This window comes from Anaeromicropila populeti (genome assembly GCF_900112775.1).
Classification (GTDB): Bacteria; Bacillota; Clostridia; order Lachnospirales; family Lachnospiraceae; genus Anaeromicropila_A; species Anaeromicropila_A populeti.
The window spans coordinates 401,092-418,253 of the sequence record NZ_FOYZ01000002.1 but is presented as its reverse complement, the minus strand read 5'-3'; the positions used below and the strand labels follow the sequence as shown (position 1 = coordinate 418,253).

Here is a 17,162-nt window from a genome sequence, read left to right as displayed (position 1 = left end):
TATCCTCCCAGCCTATTTGAATACCACTTTATAGGTTTTGATTTCATATGGCTTGACAACAATCTGAAATCCAGTTCCCACTGCTAGTATTTCTTCCAGCTCCTCTTCCATCAGGCTGCATTCCTTTACACTTAAAAGTTCCTTTGAAAAAACTACATTTGTCTTTGTTTTTGCATTTTCATACTCATATAATCTTATGATAACGCCACTTTCGTCTTCCGCTAGTTTTACAGTTTCCAACATAACATTCTTTTTATCAACTGACGCAAATGAATCCTCTGTTCCTGGCCTTCCTCCCATGGATACTAATGCAGGCTGGTTTAATTTTGCACCCTCCAGGGCAGTATTGCCTTCTCTCCAGCCACCTCCATGTGGATATATGGAATAGGTGAAATAATGCTCTTCCTGATCCGTAGACGGATTTGGTTCGATTCCTGACTTAATCAGCGTTAATGCAAAATCACTGTCCTTAACGGAATGTCCATATTTGCAGTCATTTAAAATACTAAACCCATAATGGCCTTCTGAAATATCTGCCCACTTATGACCACAGCTTTCAAATCTAGCCACATCCCAGCTTGTATTACGATGAACCTTACGAGTAACATTTCCAAACTGAATATCAAAAGACGCTTCATCCGTATGAATATCTACTGGAAAATGCACCTTGAGAAGATGTTGTGATTCTTTCCAATCTACATAAGTTTCAAAATCAATTCGTCTCATATTACTATAAAAATATATTTTCTGCTTAACAACCGATTTGCTGTAGCATCTGTCAATTTCCAATACTGCACGTACATTTCCTATTTCTGTCCACTCCATGCGTGTTACTTGTTTTAAATCATAAAATTTCTCTGTATGGTAAATGTCAATATCCCAGTTATCATAATAAATTGGCTTATCCTCATAAACCCGTAACAGATTACCAGTTTTGCTTTCCTGTAAAACTTGACGCTCAAATTCTTTATCATAAATTGAAGTAAACAGCCCTTCTTCATTTAGATCAATGGAGTAAAATGGAGTCTCTAAATGATTTCCTGTTAAAGTAAAAGCTTCTTCATTTACATCTGCTGAAGATATTGAGTAAGTTCTTTTTCCCTTGGATGGAAGATTTTTTAAATATACAACAGCTCCTGTTTCTGTTTGCTGAACTGGATAAAGCACCCCATCCTGATCCTGTAACGATTTAGCAGAAACTTTACCAAGCTGAACCACATCACTCCGTTCAAAACCAAGGGTATTGAATATTGTAATCCCTTCCCCTTCTCTGGAAAGTGCTTCTAACCGCTGGTTTATAAGCTCAGCACCCTTCTTCTGTAATTGCTCATACTCCTTCTTTGTCACTTCATATACTTCCTTTATCGAAGATCCTGGGAGAATATCATGAAACTGATTCAGCAAAACATTTTCCCACATCTGCTGTAAATCTGCGGCTGGATAGTCTACGCCTTCCGAACCAGCCAAAACTGATAATAGTTCCAAATCCATCAGCATCAATTCACATTTACGGTTAGCTTTTTTATTTCTTGCCATAGAAGTATAAGTACCTCTGTGGTATTCAAAATAAAACTCACCTTCCCACACAGGAAGTCTTTTGTTATTCCCAACCCGTTGGTCCAGTTCTTCAAAATAAGTTCCTGCGAATTCCTGACGTACCTTGGGAACGCCCTTTATTCCTTTTTCCATTCGGACAGAAGTTTCTAGCATTTCTCTAGTAGGCCCGCCACCGCCATCTCCATATCCATAGGAAATTAAAATATCATTGTTAATATCTTTATTTTGATAACGCATCCATCCACCCATAATAGAATCTGGATGTAAAATACCGTTATAGGTAGTAAAAAATTCATCTGTACTCTGGCCAACTCCCAAGGTTGTAATCAAATGAGTTAAAATCTCAGTTCCGTCAATTCCTCTCCAGCGCAATGTATCATAAGGCATTTTATTAAACTGGTTCCAGGCAAGCTTAGTGGTCATAAAATATTCAATTCCAGATTTCTTCATAATCTGCGGAAGTGCTCCAGAATACCCAAACACATCAGGAAGCCATAAAATGCGGTTTTCTACACCAAACTCTTCCTTAAAAAAGCGTTTTCCATGAAGGAACTGGCGCACCAGTGACTCGCCTGAAGTCAGATTACAGTCTGCCTCCAGCCACATTCCACCCTCAGGTTCCCATCTTCCCGCCTTCACCATTTCCTTTACCTTTGCATAAAGCTCTGGATAGCGGGCTTTTAAAAATTGATACAATTGTGGCTGACTGGACATAAATTTATAATTAGGGTATTCTTCCATCAGCTTTAATACCGTTGCAAAGCTTCTGGCTACTTTTTCTCTTGTCTGTTCTACCGTCCACCACCAGGCAACATCAATGTGGGTATGACCGATGCAGGTAGCAATGATTTCTTCATAGCCTGCCATATCCTCATACAATGCCTTGGAAATATACTGGTCTGCTGCTTTCAGGGAACAGTAAAAATCTTCTGAATAAGGGCTGCGTAAATCCAACAGATTCACTGTTTCATTCAGCACATGTTCCAAATCCTTACGAACCTTATCCTCCTTGTCCATTCTTGGAAAGGCGTTAAGTGGTACAGAAAGGTCATAGTATAATTTTTCAATTGCCGGATCAACTTCCTGGATTTCTGTAATCAAATTAAACTCTGTATGCAGAATCCCCGTATAAGACTGTAAATCCAGAACCATATGTTCTCCCGCCTTGGCACAATCACACAGTTTTACCTGACGGTGGTTCATATCAATTCCCTGTACAATTTGTTCATTCACGAACAGAAGAAACTGTGGATTCTTAGCGTCATCCCATTCTTCTATTTGTGTTTTCACATTAAGCCACAGTGATTTTCCGTGAAAATTTTGGGGTACCGTAAGTTCTGTCCGAAACCAATAGTGCTGATCTGGCCCATACCAATGCATAGTTCTGCTGTCAAATGGCTCCCATGCTTCTTCTGACCTATCCGCATCCTGTGGATACAAATAGTTGCCTTTTTTATAGTTCCAGTTTTCCAGTGGTTGTTTTTGCACCACTTTTAATTTATTTAGTTCATTACAGATAACTCCAACTCTTTTATCAAGAAAATGCATGTCATTTCCTCCTCTAGTTCATATTATTTTGTTTTGTAAACTGAATTAAATCCTCTGCTGTTGTAAATGCAAGCCCCGTTACAGTATCTGCACAGCCATAATAGATTGCAATCCGCCCTGTATCGGCGTCGGTAAGAGCGGCACATGGAAATACAACATTGGGAACATCTCCTACACATTCATATTGTTCATAAGGTGCCATAATATAATATTTTGAACGGTATTTTACCTTCCATGGCTGATCAATATCAAGGATGGCACATCCCATTCGATATACAAAGCCATTACAGGTTGTAATTACTCCATGGTAAATTAGCAGCCATCCCTCATCTGTTTCAATCGGAATAGGTCCTGGGCCTATTTTGGTGGACTGCCATGCAGACTCGTCTCCTTTGTAAGGAGACATCACATGTCGGTGATGTCCCCAATATTCCAAATCAGGGCTCTGGCTATAATAAATATCTCCAAAAGGTGTATGTCCATTATCACTTGGTCTACTCAGCATGGCAAACTTTCCATCTATTTTTCTAGGGAAAAGTACTCCATTACGGTTGCAAGGAAGAAAAGCATTTTCTAACTGATAAAATTTTTCAAAATCAAAAGTATAAGCTACCCCAATTGTAGGACCATGGTACCCATTACACCATGTAATATAATAGCGGTCCTCAATAAAGCATACCCTTGGATCATATCTGTATTCACGATTAAGAATCTCAGGGTCTTCACCATCAAATTGAATGGGGTTTTCATTGATTTTCCAATGAACTCCATCATCACTAAACCCTGCATATATGTCCATACTAACTGCTTTACTGTCACATCGGAATACTCCCGCATATCCTTGTTTATATGGTATCACAGCACTATTAAAAATACTATTGGAACTTGGAATGGCATTCCTCTGAATAATAGGATTCTGGCTATACCGCCAGACAGGCATATCATATCCTTCTGGTTTCTCCTGCCATGGCATATCCGGCAATCCTTTTCCAATTATTTTGCTCATATCGTTTCCTCCTTGTAATCCAGTTAATTTACTGTAATTTTAACATCGCATTAACTTTTTTGCAATATATTTTTTACTTTTGTTAATTTTTATTGTTAACATTTTTTTATTTTTGTTAACAAAGTAAATGTAATGTATTGTAGGAATCCATGTCCTGTGCTATAATGCTATCAGACAGAGCAGCATTTATACTCTGTTAAATCAATTATTCCCTGGAATAAACAGAATTATGGAGGTATTTATGTCGAAAATAACCATGCAGGATATTGCAGATGCACTTCACATATCCAGAATAACGGTCTGGAAGGTTTTTAATAATAAGTCTGGTGTATCGGAAGCTTTAAAAAAACAAATCCTGGATAAAGCAGAAGAAATGGGTTACACTAAAAGAATTTCTGATATGCCAGATTCAGCTTCTGACTCTTGTTCGTCCGTACAGCAGGAATCGGTTACTGTATCTGTAGTTGTTGCCAGACCAGAGTCCTCTGCCTTCTGGATGAAAATAATTCATCAGATTGCTAAGGAACTGGATGCGCAGGAGATTAACCTTATGTATACCTATCTGCCCTCCACCATTCCTTCCGACTATACCTTACCTAACATTTTAACTGGAAATGCCCTTCATGGAATTATTGTATTAAATGTATATGACAGTACTCTGCTGTCCTTGCTGAACCAGCTGCCCCTGCCAAAGGTATTTCTTGATTATACGCCCCCCCTTCCAACTAATACGTTAAGTGGTGATTTAATTCTTTTGGAAGGAAGAAGTAAGATTTACGAAATTACAAAAAAATTGATTGTATCAGGAATAGAGGACATTGGCTTTATTGGAGACACCGAATATGCAATCACCAACCAACAGCGATATGAAGGTTTTTTAGATGCTATGAATGAATATTCACTCAATGTAGAGCATGAACATTGCCTTACGAAAAGAATTGGAATTTATACCTACGAGGAGGAAATTACGAATTTTTTACAGAACAATAAAAATCTCCCAAAGGCTTATGTCTGCGTCAGCGATTTTGTCGCTCATTTTGTACTGAAATATCTGACTAAGCATAAATATCGGGTTCCAGAAGATATTATTATTACTGGATTTGATGGAAATGCGGAATATCCCGAAATTACTGGCCGACTTACTACCGTTGAGGTAGAAACTACAGCACTTGGCAGCCGTCTGACCAATCAGCTTTTATACCGCATCAGCCATCCAACTGCCCCTACTGCTGTTATTTATGTGAATACCCAGATTGTTCAAGGGGAGTCTGCATTATTGTAAAAAACTAAATGTAGTGTACCCTAGATTCTTCATATCGGTTCTCCTGTTCAACTTTTCTTACAGGATATCCAAAAGGAAGTATTGCAAAAGCCGCCAGACCAGAAGGAAGTTCTAACGCTTCTGCTACTGCTTCCATCCGTTCCTGTGCTGGAGCTATTCCAAGCCAGACAGACCCAAGTCCTTGTTCTGCTGCTTCTAATAAAATATTTTCACAGCATGCACTCATATCAATATGAGCATATTCTGGAAACATCAGTCCCTCTGTCCGGTAACATGCCACAATCGCAACATCTGCATTTTTAGTACAGCCGGCATATGGACTGGACACCGCCAACTGCCCCAGAGCTGCTTTATCCTTTACTACATAAAACTCCCAAGGCCTCTGATTTCCTGCTGATGGGGCAGCCATTGCCGCCTTCAGTATCCTTTCGATTTTTTCATCCTCCACTTTTTTTTCCACATACTCTCTTACACTAACTCTTTCGAAAATAGCGTTCATCATGTACCCTCCATTTCTTTTTTATTAAACAACATATTTTTATAATGCCCAACCCATTAAGCTTTGTCAAGAAAATTGTATTTGACTCTATATGTAATATAGACTTTATAATAATAAAAAATAAAAATTACGAGGAGGTATGAACATGGAACATTACATTATTACAGTTGCCAGAGGGTTTGGCAGCGGCGGTAAACAAATTGCTTCTCAACTAGCTGCTGAATTAAATATTGAATGCTATGAAAATAGAATTCTTACACTTGCTTCTGAGTATAGCGGATATGAAGAAAAAAAATTTGTTGCAGTAGATGAAAGACTACGAGGCTCTTCTTTAAGAATGATTCCTAAAACACTTTTACCCAAACCTATTACAAATAATTTTATTAATGATGATCAGCTATTTGCCTGTCAAGCAGAAATCATTCGGAACCTGGCCGATACAGAGTCTTGTGTAATTGTAGGAAAATGTGCTGACTATGTATTAAAAAATTATGACAATGTAATCAGCGTCTATATTGAAGCCCCCCGCCATTATTGTGTGGCTCGTGTGATGGAACGAATGGGAGTCAGTGAAAAAGAAGCAAACGCTATCATTACATCAACAGACAAATACCGCGCTGATTATTATAAATACTATACACATGGGAATTACTGGACAAATCCCGTAAACTATGATATTACCTTAAACAGCGAAAAAGCTGGGGAAGAAAATTGTGTTAAGATAATCCGTCAATACCTGAAATTAAAGTTTGGAATATAATTTAGCAAAACTTGCTGTTGACACTATATTAAGTATAGAGTTTATAATGTACGTATTGTTATAGAATTAATTTTATAGGCAGACCAGAACAAAGGTGTTTCTTGCCATTGTTTTTAGTCTGTTTTTTTATGCAACTATTTTTATATATGAATGGAGGTAACATTATGAAGAAACGTATTTTTAGCCTATTATTAACAGCAGCATTGACTCTTGGCTTCGTAAGTGGTTGTAGTTCATCTTCAGATATTACAAGCAGTACCGAGGAAACAAAGAACAGTTCTACGGAAGCCGTTTCCACTGGAGAAACCTTGAACATGGCAACCGCCTTCTGGTATGAATTAGATGCCCATAAAGATTACAACGGCTGGTATTCATCTATGTATGGCATTACGGAAACACTTTTTAAGGTAGGAGATGATTATTCAACCGAACCCTGGATCGCTGAAACAGGAACCTGCGAAGGCAATACCTGGACCATAAAATTGAAAGATACTGTAGTTTTTTCAAACGGCAATCCTGTCAATTCATCTGTTGTCATTGCAAACCTGCAACGTGCCGGAAAAATGAATGAACGTGCTGCACTTCTTGCAGCTGCAAGCTTTGAAGAAGTTGATGAAACGACCTTTAAAATTACAACCCAACAGCCTTATCCAACCTTATTGTCAGACTTAACCGATCCGTTCACTTCTATTATGGATATTGAAAATATTCCAGAAGATGACTATAACAACAGTATTATTGGTACGGGTCCTTTTAAATTAGAATCTTATTCAGCGGAAGATAAAATAGTTCTCACTAAAAACGAAAACTACTGGAACGGGGATGTTATCTTGGGCACTGTAAATGTATACTATATTCCTGATTCCTCTACAGAATCCATGAGTTTACAAAGTGGTGAAATTGATGTCTTTGTTGGCCCTGATACAGACTCTATTGCCCTTTTTGAAGCCGACAACAGTTTTAAAGTGACTTCTACTGCTTCCACAAAGGCATACTATTATATCTTTAATATGGACACTATGACGGATGACGCAGTTCGTGAAGCTATTATGAAAAGTGTAAATAAATCTGATATTGTAACTCTTCTGGCAGGCTCTATAGTTGCCGCAGAAGGTGCATATGGACCAGATACAGCTCTGGGTGCAGTAAGTGGCCCATCCTATGACCCAGAGGGTGCAAAAAAAATATTGGAATCTGCTGGTTACGCATTGAATAAAGATGGATTTTACGAAAAAGATGGCACCGAGCTGACAATAAGAATAGCTTATTTTGCTGCTCGTTCTATTGACAAAATTACAACTTTAATTCAAGACGAATTAAAAAAGAGTGGAATTAATACGGAACTCCAGTTGTATGAAGATCCTGATGCAACCTATATGGAAACTGGTGATTTTGACATGGCTATGTATGTTTACTCTACTACCACCTCAGGAGATGCTTATTCCTTTTTAAATGCAACGCTATCTGCAACAGGTAATAAAAACTGTGGTAATTACAACAGCGAAAACGTAAATGCCTTATTAAATAAACTTGTAACAGAAACCGATAGTAGTAAGCGTGTAGATCTCTCCCTGCAAATACAGCAGCAAGTATTAGATGACCACGCGGTGGGCTACTACGCCATGACAAATAAAGTTACCGTTTCCAAATCAACTGTTTCAAACTGTAATGAAACTAATCCACTGACATTTTATTTTCTTACAAAAGATACCTGCATCGGCTAATAAAACGATATACCTTGTGTTGAACTGCCGATATTCACTTCAACACAAGGTTATTAAGGAGGTTTATATGTTTTCATTTATTAGTAAACGATTATTACAGCTTATTCCCATTATCTTAGGCGTCACCTTTATGACATTTACTTTGCTCTATCTCGCTCCTGGTGATCCTGCCCAATCAAGATTATTAGCACAGGGAACCGTTGTATCAGACGAAGCACTAGAAAGCACTAGAGAGTCCATGGGATTAAATGAGCCATTTCTGGTGCAGTACTGGAACTGGCTGAAAGGATTACTTACTAGTGACTTTGGCACCTCCTATCACGATGATCAACCGGTTATGATTAAATTGCAGCGTGCAGCAATTCCCACTATTCAGTTAACCTTTTTTTCTATGCTGATTACATTACTGATTTCAGTTCCTCTGGGAATTTTGATGGCAATTAAGCAGAATAAATGGATCGATAATTTTATCCGCCTTCTTACTTTTATCGGAACATCTATTCCTAATTTTATGATTTCCCTGCTGTTAATCTATGTTGTTTGTCTAAAGCTAAAGCTTTTGCCTGTTGTTACATCTGGCACCTATAAAGGACTCATTCTTCCTGTTATTACTCTTGTAATTATGCAGTCCAGTAAATTTATCCGACAAGTTCGAGCTGAAATTCTTGAGCAGATGGATAAAGAGTATGTACTAAGTGCCAGGGTGCGTGGTGTAAAAGAAAGCACCTTACTTTTTAAAAATGTATTACATAATTCAATGATTACGATTATTACCATCTTTGGATTGTCAGTAGGAACTCTGTTAGCAGGTACTGCTGTTATTGAAACTATTTTTTCCTGGCCAGGGCTGGGCAAATTAGTAATTGATTCCATAAGCTATCGTGATTATCCTGTAATACAAGGCTTCGTTGTGATTATGGCAACTGTATATGTCCTAATCAACTTATTTACTGATATCTGCTATAAAATTTTAGATCCCAGGGTTGGATAGGAGGAATACTATGGATAAAGTAAAAAAGCGTTTTCTATTTTTTAGTATTGTTTCACTTATTATCATAATTTTCAGTTTAATTGCTCCTTACCTGACGCCAAATGATCCGTATGAAACCAATGTGCTTCTTGGAAAGCTTGCCCCCTGCAAGAGCTATCCATTTGGAACAGACTCCTTAGGCAGATGTGTTCTTTCCCGTGTAATGGTTGGCGCCAAAACATCTATTTTCTCAGCTTTAGTTCTTGTTTTTATCACCTTTGCCTTTGGAACTCTGATTGGAATTATCAGCGGTTATTTTGGGGGGATTTTCGACAGCATCCTAATGCGGTTTGTAGACATCTTACTGGCATTCCCAAGTATGGTTCTTGCCATTGCAGTAGCTGGTATACTTGGAGGTGGACTGATAAACGCAATGCTGGCTCTTGGGCTGACTGCATGGACAACCTATGCAAGACTTGCAAGAAGCCACGTGCTTGCCATTAAGGAAGAAGATTTTATTAAAGCAGCTAAAATAAATGGCAGCAGCAAAACGGCAATTATGTTTAAGCATCTTCTTCCTAATATTATTGGTCCTCTTGTTGTAAATGCTACTGTACAAATTGGTTCCACCATGATGGGAATTGCTGGCCTTTCCTTTTTAGGACTTGGCGTTCAGGTTCCACATGCTGAATGGGGCTCTATGGTAAGTGAAGCCCGTACCTGTTTCCAGCTTGCACCATGGACTGTATTTGGTCCTGGCATAGCAATCATCATCACAATCATGATTTTTAACTGCTTTGGCGATTCTGTACAAAACATTTTAGATCCAAAGCACAAAGCCAAAGGATAGGAGGGATTCGTAAATGGAACATTTAGTTGATGTTAAAAATTTAAGTATTAATTATGGCCCGAAAACAGTGGTACATGACGTATCTTTTACTGTTGACGAAGGGGAAATACTAGCTATTGTTGGGGAAAGCGGCAGCGGTAAAAGTACTATTTTAAAAGCCATTATGCAGATGCCTGGATTTGGTGTTTGTGCATCCAAGGGAACAATGTATTTTGAAGATAGGGATTTATTGAAAATGACAAAAAGAGAAATGATAAATATTAGAGGCACGAAAATGGGAGCCATTTTCCAAAATCCTTCTGCTGCACTGAATCCCATCCGAAAAATAGGAATACAGTTTTGGGAAACCCTGAACAGCCATAAAAGAATTTCAAAGAAAGCTGCGTATGCACAGGTTTTATCCATTTTTGAACGGTTAAATTTGAAAAATGGTACTCGTATTTTAAATGCTTATCCTTATCAGCTTAGTGGTGGTATGAACCAGAGAGTTGCCATCGCTCTTTCCATGATTATGGCTCCAAAGCTTTTACTAGCAGATGAACCAACCAGTGCACTTGATGTTACGACACAGGCACAGGTTGTGGATGAATTATTACGGCTGAAAAATGAATTTCATACCTCTATTATTTTAGTTACCCATAATATTGGAGTTGCTGCAAAACTTGCGGATAAAACAATGATTATGTATCAGGGAAAGGTTGTGGATTATGGCCCAAGCCAGGAGGTTTTGAAAAATCCTCAAAATGCTTATTCACGTATGTTGCTTGATTCCATTCCTCAAATCAAAACTGAAAACCCTTCTGCTCCTTCTCATGGTAAAAAATTGCTGGAAGTAAAAGAACTATGTAAAACATATGGCAAAGGAAAGCACACCTTTCAGGCTGTGAAATATGTAAATTTCCAGTTATCTGAGGGCGAGATTCTGGGCATTGTAGGTGAAAGCGGTTCTGGAAAAAGTACGATTGTAAAGCAGCTAATCCGCTTAGAAAAGCCTTCTCATGGCTCCATTCAAATGGGTGAACTGGAGCTTTCTACCTTGAAGGAGCGTGAATTCTCAAAGATATATGCAAATATGCAAATGATATTTCAAAATGCGGTTGGCTCCTTTGATTCCCATATGAAAATCCGTACTTCAATCACTGAGGCAATTCGAAACATGACCCAGCTTCGTAATTCAAATGAAATTAACGCACTGATTGATGATTTAATGGTAAAAGTAGGACTTACTCCTGAAATGGCTGATCGTTTTCCCCATGAATTAAGTGGAGGCCAATGCCAGCGTGCTGCTGTTGCTCGCGCTCTTGCCTTAAAACCAAAAATTCTGATTTGTGATGAAGCTACAAGTGCATTGGACGTATCTGCACAGGCCCAGGTGGTAAAGCTGTTACAGCGTCTAGGCAAAGAAATGAACATTGCAATTATTTTTATTTGTCACGATCTCGCCCTAGTCAGTGAAATCTGCCATCGGGTCATTGTTATGAAAAATGGAAGCTGTGTAGAGGCTGGGATTACCAGTGAAGTCATTTCAAATCCAAAAGAACATTATACACGGAACTTATTAAGTTCTATTTTGACGGTAGAATAACAAACTCCTCACATGAATTTTAACGCCTTCGGCGGCTGCCCTGCAACAGATCCTTTGTACGCCGAAGTGCGAATTTCCTTACAAAACTGAAAACCCATAGATTCCTATTACTATCAACATAACACCTAAAAATCGTTCAAACCCAATATAAGCATCCGACGGCTCTATATTTTTATATTTCCATTTTCTTGTTATCTCAAATACAAAGTAAGGGCAAAACAAATGTAGGACTCCTACAAAAATGAATAGTATAGGTGTCACGATATACTGCAATGACTTATGTAATTTGACCGCCTTAATTAATGATGATATAAAATCTGTATCATAATCAGTTTTTGCACTTACCCCTGAAGCAGCACCTAACCCGGAAGCATTACTCATTTCAATTACAGCTTCTCCATCTGGCAGATATATTTTTAAATTATAATTTTCTGCATCTCCTGTTAGCTCATATTGATAAGTTTCTCCCTGAAACTCCACTTTATTTCCATCATAAAAATAGCACGTTTCACCTCTATATTTTTCACCATTTGTAACTTCGAACATATTTTTACTGTTCTCTGTCAGAGTATAACTTCTAAAAACAATCTGCTTTTTATGAAAAACGCAAAATACAGCTATCGTAATTATTAATATAATTTGCGTAACAATTACTAAAATATTCTTTTTCATTCAACTTCCTCACAAATTCATATTAAAATACTGTAACATATTATTACATTGATTTATTTTATCATCTTAGAAAAAAATTGATAGTTAAAAAATTTTAACTATCAATTTATATATTTAATTAATATGATAACGCATATCCATATGTATAAGACCATGTACTTACTGATGTATATGTTGCTCCTCGTACATACACAAAATCCCCTTCTTGTGTTAACGATTTTGAATTTTTAGCCGAAATTTTTTGCATTGATCCTCCATAATATGTATTTTGTAACGAAGGTGTTCCTCTATAAAACAATGTTGTATTAGAAGAACTTGATGCATAACTTTTTAAGGTTTGCAAATTCCATACAATTGTTGATATGTTTGTCCACTCCAAGGCACATTCTACGATAGCAGCAAGATAACTTGTTGAACCACTACATTTTTGCCCTATTTCACAAGAAACAAAGCAGTTTGAAGTTTCATTCGATGTAAGTTCGCTTATTACATAAGCACTAGTTGCTTTAAGCGGATTTTCTTCAACAACACTAATACCTAATGCACTAGTTGTTACATTATATAAAACTAAAGAATCATATGCACAGCTTAATTGATGCACTACTCCTTCAGACGTATTTGTATAATGATCCCAATCAAATACCATAATGTCTGTTGCCACATTTGATGTTCCCATAAAATAATTTTGCGCATATCCATATACTCTTTCATTATTATAATTATTAAAATAAAATTTACCCACTGTACCATTTATTGATTTAAATAATGAGTCAGAAATATTTGTTATTAAGCTACACATTGTTGCTATATTGGGTTCACTACAACTGTTGGTTCCATATACATTATTATTTTTTTCAATTTTTTCAAGCATCATCAAGTCTTCTTTTACTCCACTAACACCTTCTTCGTATCCTTTTGAAGATATAATGTTATTATCTTGATTAATGGTTATTTCACATTTACTTTTACCTTCAGTTTCTTTTTTTCCAAAAACATATTTTTTTTCAATTTCTAATAATTCTTCTTCTGTATATAGAACATTATCATTTGACATTACTTTTATATCTGCAAAATCAACATCCTCTAATGCATCTTGAAAATAGATCACATCTGATGAATTATTTTTACATATTGCTAATGATAATACTGTTTTATTTTCAAAATCCAAATTTGAATTCATTAAAGTAATTGAATCTGCATTCTTTTCTATTCTAAAACTTAAAATCTCATAGTTTTCAGATACATCTTCAGTAATACCTATTATAGAATCATTATTCTCTCCATAATGAATTTTTCCTGGATATAAGTCTAATTTATAAAACAATGATTTATTATCTAACTCAAATGATACTGTAGCAACTCCATCCTCAAATTTTATTTGCAGCTTTGAAATAGAAGACTTATTTGATATTACACTACTCATATTATTTTTATCTAGTACCGATCCTAAGATTTCATTTTTACTATGTTTATAACTCTCCTTTTCTATACTTTGCTTTGCCCAAACAATGTCATTGGAAAAACTAACAATACATAATACTAATACTAATATAAATGTTGTGATTTTTTTCATATAACCATTCCTTTCTATTTTTTATAATAATACCATAGACTTTTACAAAATGCTTACTAATGTAAATTTTCATCATGTTATTGTATTTTTTAGTTTATATATTTTAAAATCTATATAAGGTAACTAATAAATTTAACTTTGCTTAGCATATATAGACTTTGTAATACTTGAAATGTTATATTATTTAGAAACGATACTGATATTTTTTTGATTAGGATAGGGGGTTGTTGAAGGTTGGGTGTGTATAATTATGAAATATCATCCTCTCGAACAACGTAATATCATGGTAGGATATCGAATGAACCTTTTATAAAAATTGATATTTTGGTATATGCTCAAGTAGCTATTCTGTTTTTAACATGTATACTTACAGAGATAGCATTTCGAAAAAAGCATATATGTTCTTGATATGTGTTCAGCATAAAAACCAATTTAACTGTGCATTATAAAGCTACAATCAACGCAGGTTATTAGAAAAAGCTACATAAAGAGTGCTGATTTGTAAATACTTTTCCATTATTGCTGATTACGGTTTTATCATTACTTTTTGTTCACGTCAATTTAATGTATTACTATTTTACCACCCCTGAAGCACCTTCTTATAACTGAAGAGAAGTACCGATGCTGTCACTACCCAGTATATGCACTGGGACACCCACAATCCATGATTTCCTATGTATGGAATCAGAATCGTACCGCTTAGAAAAAAACATGCCATTGCCAGAAACGCGCCATTTCGTATTGGCTTAATATAAGTACATCCACTATAAAATCCTGTTAACACGTCCATAATGCAAGAAGCAACAGGACAAATAAAGATCCAGATTCTATATTCCACCAGTAACGCAAGTACTTCGGAAATATTTGTATACAAATGAAAAACTGGAATACAAAAAATTTCAAAACAAACAGCTAAAAACAGAGCCATGCTCACTCCTGTTTGTATCGCAATCCGCCATAGCTTCTGCAAACTCTTTTTATCTTTGCTTCCCCAGTACTTGCCTGCATAGTATGTAGATGTATTACCCAGTGCCTCTAAAGCATAAATGGTAATTGCATTAATTTGGCTGATAATTCCATTAGCGGCTAAAATGACAGTCCCCAGCCTGCTTCCATAGGCTAAAAATCCATTTCTTACCGTAGTATGAAAAAGAGTTCTCAAGAAAAAGTCAGAATTTAATTTCAAATAAGCAAAGATGTTGTTCCTATTCAAAATCAGCTCTCTATCAAAATCAATTCTTTTAAATTTTCCAAACACAGTCAGATAGATTATTTCTATTAGAATTGCTGTCAGCTGGGCAATAAAGGTTGCCCAGGCTACACCGGCTATCCCTGCATGAAGAACATTTACAAACACAAGATCCAGAACAATATTTAAAAGAGTACATCCTACTTGTATGAACATACATAGCACTGTTTTTCCCTGCCCTAACATCCATCCTCTGATAATATAATCAGCCAGCACAAAAAAACTTGCAAAAATAAGAATATTATAATATAGAGAGGCAGCCCTTGTAACACCTGCCTCTGGTTGAATAAACAGAAGAAAAAGAGAAAAAATCTGATTTCTAAAAAGCACCAGCGCTGCAAAAATAATAATTGCAAAGGCCAAAGGCTGTAAAAGAGCATTTAAACGCTCTTTTGGATTTCCAGTACCAAGTGACTGTGCACTTTGCCCTGAAGCAATATATCGTATGTTACCAAATACCCAATATAAAGTCTCTAGTATTTGGGTTCCGACAGAGACACCTGCAATAAAATCAGCATTGTTTAGATTTCCAATCACAGCTATATCCGCCATTCCTAATAAGGGAATAGAAATTGAAGCCATTATATTGGGAACTGCTTTTTTCAGAAAGCCCCGTTTCGATAAAGGTTCTTCCTCATTCATTTCACAATCACTCCTTTAAAAAAACTTATTCTTTGTATACGTTCAATGCCTCTAAAAAGTCATGAATTAAATCTTCAGCCTTTTCGATTCCCACAGAAATTCTAATAAGACCTAACGTAATCCCCATTTTCGCTCTTTCCTCCTCTGGTGTATCATAATGAGAAGAAGAGACAGGATGAGCTAATGTGGTTCGATAGCCCCCCAGCGTCATAGCATAATGTGCTAAATTCAACTTGCGCATAAACAGATTGATTTTTTCCATACTGTCCGGTAGTACAATACTTAACATTCCTCCACAGCTATATTCATTTCCAAATAATTTCATGGCAAGTTCGTGCTGGGGATGACTCATTAAGCTTGGATGATTTACCTTTAGTACATAAGGAGATTCCTCCAATGCTTTTGCAAGCTTTGCCGCATTTTTCATCTGTTTTTCTATGCGTAGAGACATAGTGCGCATTCCTCTTTGTACAAGCCATGATGTAAAGGCATCGGCTGTATTTCCAAGAAGCACCTGGTACCGGTATGCCTTCTGAATCAATTCCGCCTTTCCTGTAACACTACCGCACACCGCATCACTATGTCCATTGGCAAACTTTGTCAGGCTATTGATTACAAGGTCAGCTCCATGGGCAATTGGCCGAAAGGCAACCGACGTCATAAAGGTATTATCCACTACTAAGATACAATTATTATCATGAGCCAGTTTTGCCGCCCCATCTATATCCACCACAGTAATCATTGGATTAGAAACTGTTTCCGTATACAAAATTTTTGTCTCGGATTTAATGGCCCTTTCCACTTCCTCCAGCTTTGTAAAATCTACAAAGGTAACCTCTACTCCATAAGCTGGCAGCACTTCTTTAAAAATGTCAATGGTTTCCCCGTAAAGAGTCATATCCGACACAATATGATCGCCACACTTTACCTGAGAAAATATAGTAGTTGAGATAGCACCCATTCCAGAGCTGCATATAATAGAATCTTCGCCGCCTTCTGCATATGTCATTAGCTCAATTAAGGCATTTCTGTTTGGATTTCTATTTCTATTATAGCAAAAACCTTTCTTCTCGTAGCGGTCATACAAATCATCCAGATCTTCCACATTAAAGGCTGTTGTCAAATAAATCGGTGCTGTTTCTGGGTTACTTGCCAATGCGTTGATATATGCACCTTGCTTTAAAATTTCTGTTTCAAACGAAAATTCCTTTTCTGTCCTCTTAAATTGTTCCATATCCATCTCTC

13 protein-coding genes are annotated in these 17,162 nt (G+C 36.7%); 6 read left to right on the top strand and 7 right to left on the bottom strand.

What is annotated here, in order from left to right; genetic code table 11:
- Positions 1 to 12 precede the first annotated feature (12 nt).
- Both BM305_RS04075 and BM305_RS04070 read right to left on the bottom strand, forming a co-directional pair.
- Positions 13 to 3,105, bottom strand: coding sequence for an alpha-mannosidase (locus BM305_RS04075; RefSeq protein ID WP_092559416.1), 3,093 nt, complete (start codon positions 3,103 to 3,105; stop codon positions 13 to 15).
- 13 nt (positions 3,106 to 3,118) lie between these two features.
- Positions 3,119 to 4,111 carry a glycoside hydrolase family 130 protein gene (locus BM305_RS04070; RefSeq protein WP_092559415.1) on the bottom strand — a complete coding sequence of 331 codons (993 nt, stop codon included), beginning with the start codon at positions 4,109 to 4,111 and terminating at the stop codon, positions 3,119 to 3,121.
- Between the two features lie 241 nt (positions 4,112 to 4,352).
- Between BM305_RS04070 and BM305_RS04065 the strand changes: the two genes are divergently transcribed.
- Complete coding sequence (locus BM305_RS04065; RefSeq protein WP_177214535.1) at positions 4,353 to 5,393, top strand: LacI family DNA-binding transcriptional regulator; 1,041 nt, start codon at positions 4,353 to 4,355, stop codon at positions 5,391 to 5,393.
- A gap of 4 nt (positions 5,394 to 5,397) precedes the next feature.
- On the opposite strand, the gene BM305_RS04060 is transcribed toward BM305_RS04065, so the two are convergent.
- Positions 5,398 to 5,892 carry a nitroreductase family protein gene (locus tag BM305_RS04060; protein WP_092559413.1) on the bottom strand — a complete coding sequence of 165 codons (495 nt, stop codon included), beginning with the start codon at positions 5,890 to 5,892 and terminating at the stop codon, positions 5,398 to 5,400.
- Between the two features lie 145 nt (positions 5,893 to 6,037).
- On the opposite strand from BM305_RS04060, the gene BM305_RS04055 reads away from it, so the two are divergent.
- The 5 genes from BM305_RS04055 to BM305_RS04035 all read left to right on the top strand — a co-directional run bounded on the left by BM305_RS04055 (position 6,038) and on the right by BM305_RS04035 (position 11,781).
- Complete coding sequence (locus tag BM305_RS04055; protein WP_092559412.1) at positions 6,038 to 6,652, top strand: cytidylate kinase-like family protein; 615 nt, start codon at positions 6,038 to 6,040, stop codon at positions 6,650 to 6,652.
- 164 nt (positions 6,653 to 6,816) lie between these two features.
- On the top strand, positions 6,817 to 8,376 hold the full coding sequence (locus BM305_RS04050) for an ABC transporter substrate-binding protein (RefSeq protein WP_177214534.1): 1,560 nt from the start codon (positions 6,817 to 6,819) through the stop codon (positions 8,374 to 8,376).
- A 67-nt stretch (positions 8,377 to 8,443) separates the two neighbouring features.
- Positions 8,444 to 9,367: a nickel ABC transporter permease gene (nikB, locus tag BM305_RS04045; protein WP_092559410.1), complete on the top strand. Its 924-nt coding sequence runs from the start codon at positions 8,444 to 8,446 to the stop codon at positions 9,365 to 9,367.
- 10 nt (positions 9,368 to 9,377) lie between these two features.
- Positions 9,378 to 10,196, top strand: a complete 819-nt coding sequence (locus tag BM305_RS04040) for an ABC transporter permease (protein WP_092559409.1) — start codon at positions 9,378 to 9,380, stop codon at positions 10,194 to 10,196.
- 13 nt (positions 10,197 to 10,209) lie between these two features.
- On the top strand, positions 10,210 to 11,781 hold the full coding sequence (locus tag BM305_RS04035) for an ABC transporter ATP-binding protein (RefSeq protein ID WP_092559408.1): 1,572 nt from the start codon (positions 10,210 to 10,212) through the stop codon (positions 11,779 to 11,781).
- A gap of 78 nt (positions 11,782 to 11,859) precedes the next feature.
- On the opposite strand, the gene BM305_RS04030 is transcribed toward BM305_RS04035, so the two are convergent.
- From BM305_RS04030 to BM305_RS04015, 4 genes are all read right to left on the bottom strand, one after another.
- Positions 11,860 to 12,453 carry a DUF6199 family natural product biosynthesis protein gene (locus BM305_RS04030; RefSeq protein WP_092559407.1) on the bottom strand — a complete coding sequence of 198 codons (594 nt, stop codon included), beginning with the start codon at positions 12,451 to 12,453 and terminating at the stop codon, positions 11,860 to 11,862.
- Positions 12,454 to 12,571: 118 nt separating this feature from the next.
- A complete protein-coding gene (locus BM305_RS04025) occupies positions 12,572 to 14,026 on the bottom strand; it encodes a hypothetical protein (RefSeq protein ID WP_092559406.1) in 1,455 nt (484 codons plus the stop codon).
- A gap of 577 nt (positions 14,027 to 14,603) precedes the next feature.
- Positions 14,604 to 15,917: an MATE family efflux transporter gene (locus BM305_RS04020; protein ID WP_092559405.1), complete on the bottom strand. Its 1,314-nt coding sequence runs from the start codon at positions 15,915 to 15,917 to the stop codon at positions 14,604 to 14,606.
- Positions 15,918 to 15,942: 25 nt separating this feature from the next.
- Positions 15,943 to 17,151 (bottom strand): trans-sulfuration enzyme family protein, encoded by a 1,209-nt coding sequence (locus tag BM305_RS04015; RefSeq protein ID WP_092559404.1) that lies wholly within the window; start codon positions 17,149 to 17,151, stop codon positions 15,943 to 15,945.
- Positions 17,152 to 17,162 lie beyond the last annotated feature (11 nt).

Excerpts from the sequence above, each read along its gene's own strand:
- BM305_RS04075 (WP_092559416.1), bottom strand. The coding sequence starts at position 3,105 with ATGCATTTTCTTGATAAAAGAGTTGGAGTTATCTGTAATGAACTAAAT.
- BM305_RS04070 (WP_092559415.1), bottom strand. The coding sequence starts at position 4,111 with ATGAGCAAAATAATTGGAAAAGGATTGCCGGATATGCCATGGCAGGAG.
- BM305_RS04065 (WP_177214535.1), top strand. The coding sequence starts at position 4,353 with ATGTCGAAAATAACCATGCAGGATATTGCAGATGCACTTCACATATCC.
- BM305_RS04060 (WP_092559413.1), bottom strand. The coding sequence starts at position 5,892 with ATGAACGCTATTTTCGAAAGAGTTAGTGTAAGAGAGTATGTGGAAAAA.
- BM305_RS04055 (WP_092559412.1), top strand. The coding sequence starts at position 6,038 with ATGGAACATTACATTATTACAGTTGCCAGAGGGTTTGGCAGCGGCGGT.
- BM305_RS04050 (WP_177214534.1), top strand. The coding sequence starts at position 6,817 with ATGAAGAAACGTATTTTTAGCCTATTATTAACAGCAGCATTGACTCTT.
- nikB (WP_092559410.1), top strand. The coding sequence starts at position 8,444 with ATGTTTTCATTTATTAGTAAACGATTATTACAGCTTATTCCCATTATC.
- BM305_RS04040 (WP_092559409.1), top strand. The coding sequence starts at position 9,378 with ATGGATAAAGTAAAAAAGCGTTTTCTATTTTTTAGTATTGTTTCACTT.
- BM305_RS04035 (WP_092559408.1), top strand. The coding sequence starts at position 10,210 with ATGGAACATTTAGTTGATGTTAAAAATTTAAGTATTAATTATGGCCCG.
- BM305_RS04030 (WP_092559407.1), bottom strand. The coding sequence starts at position 12,453 with ATGAAAAAGAATATTTTAGTAATTGTTACGCAAATTATATTAATAATT.
- BM305_RS04025 (WP_092559406.1), bottom strand. The coding sequence starts at position 14,026 with ATGAAAAAAATCACAACATTTATATTAGTATTAGTATTATGTATTGTT.
- BM305_RS04020 (WP_092559405.1), bottom strand. The coding sequence starts at position 15,917 with ATGAATGAGGAAGAACCTTTATCGAAACGGGGCTTTCTGAAAAAAGCA.
- BM305_RS04015 (WP_092559404.1), bottom strand. The coding sequence starts at position 17,151 with ATGGAACAATTTAAGAGGACAGAAAAGGAATTTTCGTTTGAAACAGAA.